The organism is Ureibacillus sp. FSL K6-0165, from assembly GCF_038004285.1.
GTDB classification, from domain to species: domain Bacteria; phylum Bacillota; class Bacilli; order Bacillales_A; family Planococcaceae; genus Ureibacillus; species Ureibacillus thermosphaericus.
In genome coordinates, this window is the sequence record NZ_JBBOQS010000002.1 from 256,686 (window position 1) to 263,603 (window position 6,918).

General features: G+C 34.6%; 4 protein-coding genes. All 4 read left to right on the forward strand.

Going from position 1 to position 6,918, the window contains the following annotated elements:
• The first annotated feature begins 237 nt into the window (after positions 1-237).
• The 4 genes from NST00_RS14895 to NST00_RS14910 all read left to right on the forward strand — a co-directional run bounded on the left by NST00_RS14895 (position 238) and on the right by NST00_RS14910 (position 6,207).
• Positions 238-1,695, forward strand: a complete 1,458-nt coding sequence (locus NST00_RS14895; RefSeq protein ID WP_340710316.1) for an N-acetylmuramoyl-L-alanine amidase — start codon at positions 238-240, stop codon at positions 1,693-1,695.
• A 182-nt stretch (positions 1,696-1,877) separates the two neighbouring features.
• Entirely contained in the window at positions 1,878-3,302 is a 1,425-nt protein-coding gene (locus NST00_RS14900) for an MBOAT family O-acyltransferase (protein WP_340710318.1), read from the forward strand.
• Positions 3,303-3,350: 48 nt separating this feature from the next.
• Entirely contained in the window at positions 3,351-4,529 is a 1,179-nt protein-coding gene (locus tag NST00_RS14905; RefSeq protein WP_016837953.1) for a DHHW family protein, read from the forward strand.
• 391 nt (positions 4,530-4,920) lie between these two features.
• Complete coding sequence (locus NST00_RS14910) at positions 4,921-6,207, forward strand: oligosaccharide repeat unit polymerase (RefSeq protein WP_339289117.1); 1,287 nt, start codon at positions 4,921-4,923, stop codon at positions 6,205-6,207.
• Positions 6,208-6,918: the final 711 nt, after the last annotated feature.

Below are 6,918 nucleotides of genomic sequence, written 5' to 3' on the forward strand. Positions count from 1 at the left end.
TTCTCTTTTATTGAAGCAGTGCAGAAATTTGTTTATTAAGGAATTTTTTAAGAAATATTGTGCAATAAAGAAGAAATAGACCGCTAAAGCGAGAGAAAATTTTTATTAAAAAATACTAATAATCTATTTTTTATTCCAAAAAAATGGAGTGATTACTTTAAATTTCATCAAAAAAATGTTATCAATGGTAATAGTGGATAACATTTTGGACTAATTGGAGGGAGGAGAACAAAAGGAATGTCTTTGAAAAAAACGAGTATTCTATTTTCATTTTTAGCCATTGCAATATTTGCTATATTCAGTTCAGAGGCATATGCAAGCCAGAGATTTGCAGACGTCCCTTCAACCCACGAAGCATTTCATCAAATCAACTATTTGGAAGATAGGGGCATCATTGAAGGGTATTCAGAAAATGGGACACGAGTGTTCAAATTATATCAACATGTTACCCGTGGACAAGCTGCAAAAATGGTTGTATTAGGTGCAGGTTATAAACCATTGAAAGTAACACAATCTTCCTTTATCGACATTGATCCAAAAACAGAACCGGAATTGTCTGGATATGTTGAAAAGGCAATGAGTCTAGGTTTATTTAACGAGGTACCGGATAAACGATTTAAACCGCACACACCACTTACTCGAGGAGAAATGAGTAAAGTTGTGGCAACTGCTTTCAAATTAGATTTAGAAGAATATGCTTCTTATCCATCACCATTCTGCGATATTACTTCGGATCATCCGTATTTTAAATATATTAATGCCCTATACTACAATGGTATTTCCCAAGGAAGTAAAGGAAAATTTAACCCAGATAGTTATTTAACAAGAATGCAATTTTCTTTATTTGTTGCGCGGGCAATGGATAAGCAATTCCGTTTAACCGTAAAACCTGTCAACGCTCAAAATCCATGCCAACATCAAACAGCTCCAGAAAAAACAGATACGATTGGTCGAGCAACAGTAAATAATTTAAATGTTAGAAGTGAAGCGAATGATCGTTCCGAGATAATTGGGAAATTGAATCGTGGAGATGAAATATATGTCATTTCAATTGATGGTTGGTGGGCGAAAGTAAACTATCAAGGTTCTATTGGATATGTACATAAAACCTATTTAAAATTGCTTAGCCAAAGCGGTTCTAAAGTTAAAAATCGCATTATTGTCCTTGACCCTGGCCATGGTGGAAAAGATCCGGGCACAGTAAAAGGGAAATACGCAGAAAAACGCATAGCCTTAGCTGTTGCCAATGTTGTGAAGCGGAAGTTAGAAAATGATGGTGCAATTGTTTATATGACGCGCGAAGGAGATACATATCCTACATTGCAAGATCGAGTAGATTTTGCTCATAAACACTATGCCGAAATGTTCGTCAGCATTCATGTAAATTCAGCGTCAAGTTCTAGCGCTAAAGGAACGGAAACTTATTATAGTATTTCAGCGAATGATAACGAATTAGAAGATCGCGCTCTTGCAACCAATATTAATAATGAAATTGTAAAGCAAGCGAATATGCAAAATCGAGGAGTAAAACGAGCTGACTATTATGTAATTCGACATTCCGTCTTTCCTTCTGTATTAGTAGAATTAGGTTTTATCACAAATAACGAGGACCTTTCAAAACTTGTAAATAGCAATTATCAAGAAGTATTTGGAAACGCTATTTATCAAGGAATCGTTCATTATTATAGTAATTAAAGATCAGCAGGAATTTTCTTGCTGATTTTTTCTTTAAACACCAACCTATATAATTAAAGATAGCACTGATGAAGACTTTAGTTTACAATGAACAAAGTAGAGATTTTTGACATAAGTCAATAGGTTATGACGAATTTCAACGAAAAAACTAAACACTATTTTATAAGTATTGGGGTAATACCATGGTTTTCAGTAGTTTAGTGTTTTTATATTTATTTTTACCTTTGATAATCATTGCATATTTCATATTCCCAAAAAGTTTTCGCAACATATTGTTATTAATTGCGAGCTTGATTTTCTATGCGTGGGGCGAACCTAGGTACGTCTTTTTAATGCTCATCTCCATACTGGTGAATTATGTGATGGGGATTGTCATTGATAAGACGCCACCTTCAGCTAAGAAGAAGCGTTTGTTGATTCTGACGCTCGTGATCAATATTGCGATTTTAGGTTATTACAAATATGCGGGCTTTTTTGTTGGGATATGGGAAGATTTATTCCATGTAGACATTGCATTTGAGGAAGTTCCTCTTCCGATTGGAATCTCTTTCTACACGTTCCAAGCGATGAGCTACATTATTGACGTATACAGACAAGAAGTAAAAGCTCAGCGAAATTTAATTGATTTATCTCTATTTATTTCTTTATTCCCTCAGCTTGTAGCGGGTCCAATTGTACGTTATCAAACGATTGCTGATCAAATTAAGCACAGAATTATACAAAATGAAGATGTAATGATTGGTACCCGCAGGTTTATTCAAGGGTTAGCAAAAAAGGTGTTAATCGCCAATCCAATGGGCGCTGTTGCAGACCAATGTTTCGCACTCTCAGGTGACAGCTTAACGACAGGGACAGCTTGGATTGGAATCATTGCTTATACGCTACAAATTTATTTTGATTTCTCTGGATACAGCGATATGGCCATTGGATTAGCTCGCATTTTTGGATTTAAGTTTTTGGAAAACTTCAATTATCCATATATTAGTCAAACGATAACAGAATTTTGGCGCAGATGGCATATTTCGTTAAGCCATTGGTTTAGAGATTATGTCTACTTCCCGTTAGGTGGAAGCCGCGTCGATGCCCAGTGGAAAGTGTATCGAAATTTATTAGTCGTATGGACATTAACAGGATTTTGGCACGGTGCCAGCTGGACATTCATGGCTTGGGGATTTTATTACGGAGTATTAATTTGCTTAGAAAAGTGGTTTTTATTGAAATGGTTAAACAAAATTCCAAGAGTGTTCCGCCATGTATATGTTTTACTGATTGTTATGGTCGGTTGGGTATTTTTCCGTGCAGATGATTTTGCTTATTCTTTTGAGTACATTCAAACAATGTTCTTTTTAAATGATGTTCCTTTGTATGATTATCAAACATTGTTGTTTTTGAATGATTATGCGATTTATTTTGCACTTGGAATCATCTTCTCAATGCCGATTTATCAATTGTATTTAAAATGGAGTGAACAAAAGGCCGAGGATAACAGCGGTTATTATATTTCACTACAACTCGTACAGACAGTGTATTATTTAATCATTGTTGCGATTGTGACAATGTTTTTAGTGAATTCAACACATAATCCGTTCATTTATTTCAGATTCTAATCGTTGATTGCAAGCTTGTTTAGTAATGCATAGATGCTAGGTGATAAGATGAAAAAATTAGAATTGCTGTTGCCCATTAGTTTCTTCATCGTCATATTTGGCATGTTCGTCTGGCATGCTTTCATTCCGGATCAGAAAGTTTCTGAAATGGAAAACCGCAATTTGACGGTGCTAAATAAACAGCCAACAATGGAACAAATCTTTTCGGGCGAATATTCGAAACATCTTGAGGAGTATTTTACAGATCAGTTTCCAAAGCGAGACGATTGGCTAAAAAATTATATTTTATTACAAAAATTTACTGGGAAAGTCTATTTTAATGATAAATATTATGTGGAAGAAGATGGTTGGATTGCTGCTAAACCAGTAGTGGAAATGGAAGATGAATCGGTTAGAAATTTCGTCAATGAATTAACGGACATTTCCAAAGAATTGACAGCAGCGGGCATACCTTTTACTTATTATTCTTTTCCTGCAAAAGCCACATATATTTTGAAAGCTCCTGACTATATGCCAGAGGATGTTGGACAAGTAAGAAATCAAAAAGTCCATGAATTATTGAAGGAACAAAATGTAGATGAAGTTCGTTTAATAGATTACATAGACAATACAATTTCGGTCGAAGAAATGTATTTTAAAACAGATCATCATTGGACGATGAGAGGAGCATATGCGGCTTATGAAGCATTGATTCGAACGTTAAACGAAAGAATGGACTGGGCTCTATCCCCAATGCCATATGATGAAAACAACAATGTATGTCTGAAAAATGAATTTTTAGGTTCTTGGAATAAAATTTTGGCGATGACGGTAGAGCATGATGATCAAATTTGTTACAATGAGCCAATTGATTTTTCAGAGATTTTAACGATTTATGAGAGAACGGCTACGAGAGAATTTCAAGTGGATGTAGAGCAAATTTATGGAGTGGCAAAGGGGTTTGACGAATCACGGCCAGTCAACTATAGCGAGGGATATAGTCGCGACTTTTTAGAATTGAATATTTTTAATGAAAAACCTCAAGTGGACAAGCATCTTGTAGTGATTAAAGATTCTTATTTTAATCCAATTCAATTTCATGTGGCTTCTCATTTCCGTCAGTTGACGGTGATTGATTTACGCTATTTTGATAAGCCGCTAATTGAATATTTGTTGGAAATTCAACCAGATTACGTTGTTTTAGCGTATAATGACCGAAATATGAATGTTTATCTAAAAAATGAATAAATTTTGCATCGTTTGCTTTTCATAATTGTTTCAAGCTCAGCCATACTGAAATTAGAAAGTTAGAAGAGAAAATGTTGTGGCAGACAGGAATTATTATTTAAACATAATAACTTCCTATTTGCCATATTTTATCTCAACTCATTAGTATTACAAATGCCTCTATCGAAAATACATTTGCGAATCGATTTTATCTAATGTAAAATGCATGAATGTGGATGAGGGACTAGTGAGCTATCTGAAATTGTTAATGCATTGAAATCTACTTATTTTTTGATAGAAATGAATCAAGCACTTTATTGTGCTATAATAGCCTTTGATTTGTCGAAAAAAATACATAATGAAGAGAGGGAAATGAAGAGCATCCAATTGCAATCGATGTTCGCAATGGTTTATGAAAGATAGGATAAAAGCTACCGTAAAGAATATAAATAAAATAGATACTTTTTCGCCATATTTCTTTTTACCTTTTATTTTAATGGCTTATTTTGTCATTAGTTTATTTGACTTCTGGCGATTTGATTTATTTAATGTTAGAAAATCGATTTGGCCGGCAGTCATTTTGTCCGTTCTTTGTTATTACATAGGTGTATATATTGCTGACCGAAGAAATTGGACATTGCCAACGTTTGGGCTGTCTAAGTTAAGTAAATTTATTGTTCATTTTATTGTCATCTTAACTACAATCGGTTTAGTGGCGTACGTATTGATGATTGCCCAAGGAATGATCGGGCTTTCTGATGAATCTGTTCGTCGAAATTTAGACCCGAAATTAAATTTCTTCAGCCATTTATTATGGTACGGGGTATTGTTGCTCCTTTCTTATAAAATGATTAAAGAAAAAAACATGACAATGAAAAAAGCATTCGTTTATGCTGGGTTATATGGTGTAGTGATGTTCCTATTTTTATTAATGGGATATAGAACACCATTAGCGTTAATGTTATTTACAGGCATTATCGTATTCCATTATGTGGTGAAGCGAGTTAAGCTCACTTGGTTCCTTACGTTTCTTACAGTTGTTGCAATATCATTTGCTTTATTCGGATTTTTCCGAGTTGTAATGGAAGATACATCACAAGAATTCAATACGAGAGAACAACCAGATCGCGAGCATTTAGAGGAAGATGAATTAGAGAAGTTATTAACTGCTGAAGACAGAGTAAATGCGACACCAAAATGGATTTTAGCTTTAAATGGTGAAATGGTTACAGGTCATATTGTGTTAAGTAAAATTATTGAGTATACCGAAGAAGAAGGGTATCTCGGTGGAGAAATCCATAAAGGCATTTTTAGTACAGTATTACCAGGTGAACAAATTTCACCTCGTATGCAAGTAACTGAAGTAGTGAACTCCTTAAGCGTTGAAGAAGGGAAGTATATTACTCGTCCTGGTAGAACGACAACCCCAACATTCATTGGACAATTGTATTTAGATGGCGGCTATATACTTGTAATTATTGGCTTCTTGCTTTATGGTGCACTTGTATCAATGCTTTATAATAAGGTGAAACAAGCAGGCGTAAAAAGCTTCCACACAATTGCATACGCTTTTGTATTAACTTTATTTACCGTAACCATTCATACAGGGTTACTAGATTTAATTTTCATCTTAATGCTAGGCTTCGTAATCCTTGCTTCAGCAATTAGCAAGACTGATAAGGATCGGGTAATGTTATAGCTTTAGGTAGTTTTTGGACGAATAGATTTATACTCGTGTTTTGAGTGTATTGACACCTTTTGAATGAAGCGATTCATTCAAAGGGTGTTTTTTAATTGCACGGATTGTTGGTTGGATTAGCTGACAAGATAAGGGTAGGGATTATATGCAGCATGAGGAGCTATCCGCACGAGTAACGTGATAATTTGCAAAAGTAGGGAGTTAATGCGAACGAGTAGGGGATTTATCTACACAAGAGAAGTGGTTAAGATGTTTTCTATTCCAGCAAATGAGCTAACCACACGATTGAACGAATTCCGAATAGATATATGGAGTGTATCTAAATAAGAAAAAATTGTAAGTAAAAACCGAGAAATCACTTTAGTAAAGATAAGATAATAGTCAAATTCAAAGAGATAATAGCCATCTCGCCCTTGATAATAGTCAATCTAGATAAAATAATAGCCGAAGCCAAAAATACGTATCAGCAGAGATGGGATAATAGTCAAATCCCAAGAGATAATAGCCAACTCGGCCAAGATAATAGTCAATCTAGGTAAAATAATAGCCAAAGCTAAAAATTCGCTCCAGCAGAGATAAGATAATAGTCAAAATCAAAGAGATAATAGCCAAAACGCCCTTGATAATAGTCAATCTAGATAAAATAATAGCCAAAGCTAAAAATTCGCTCCAGCAGAGATAAGATAATAGTCAAAATCAAAGAGATAATAG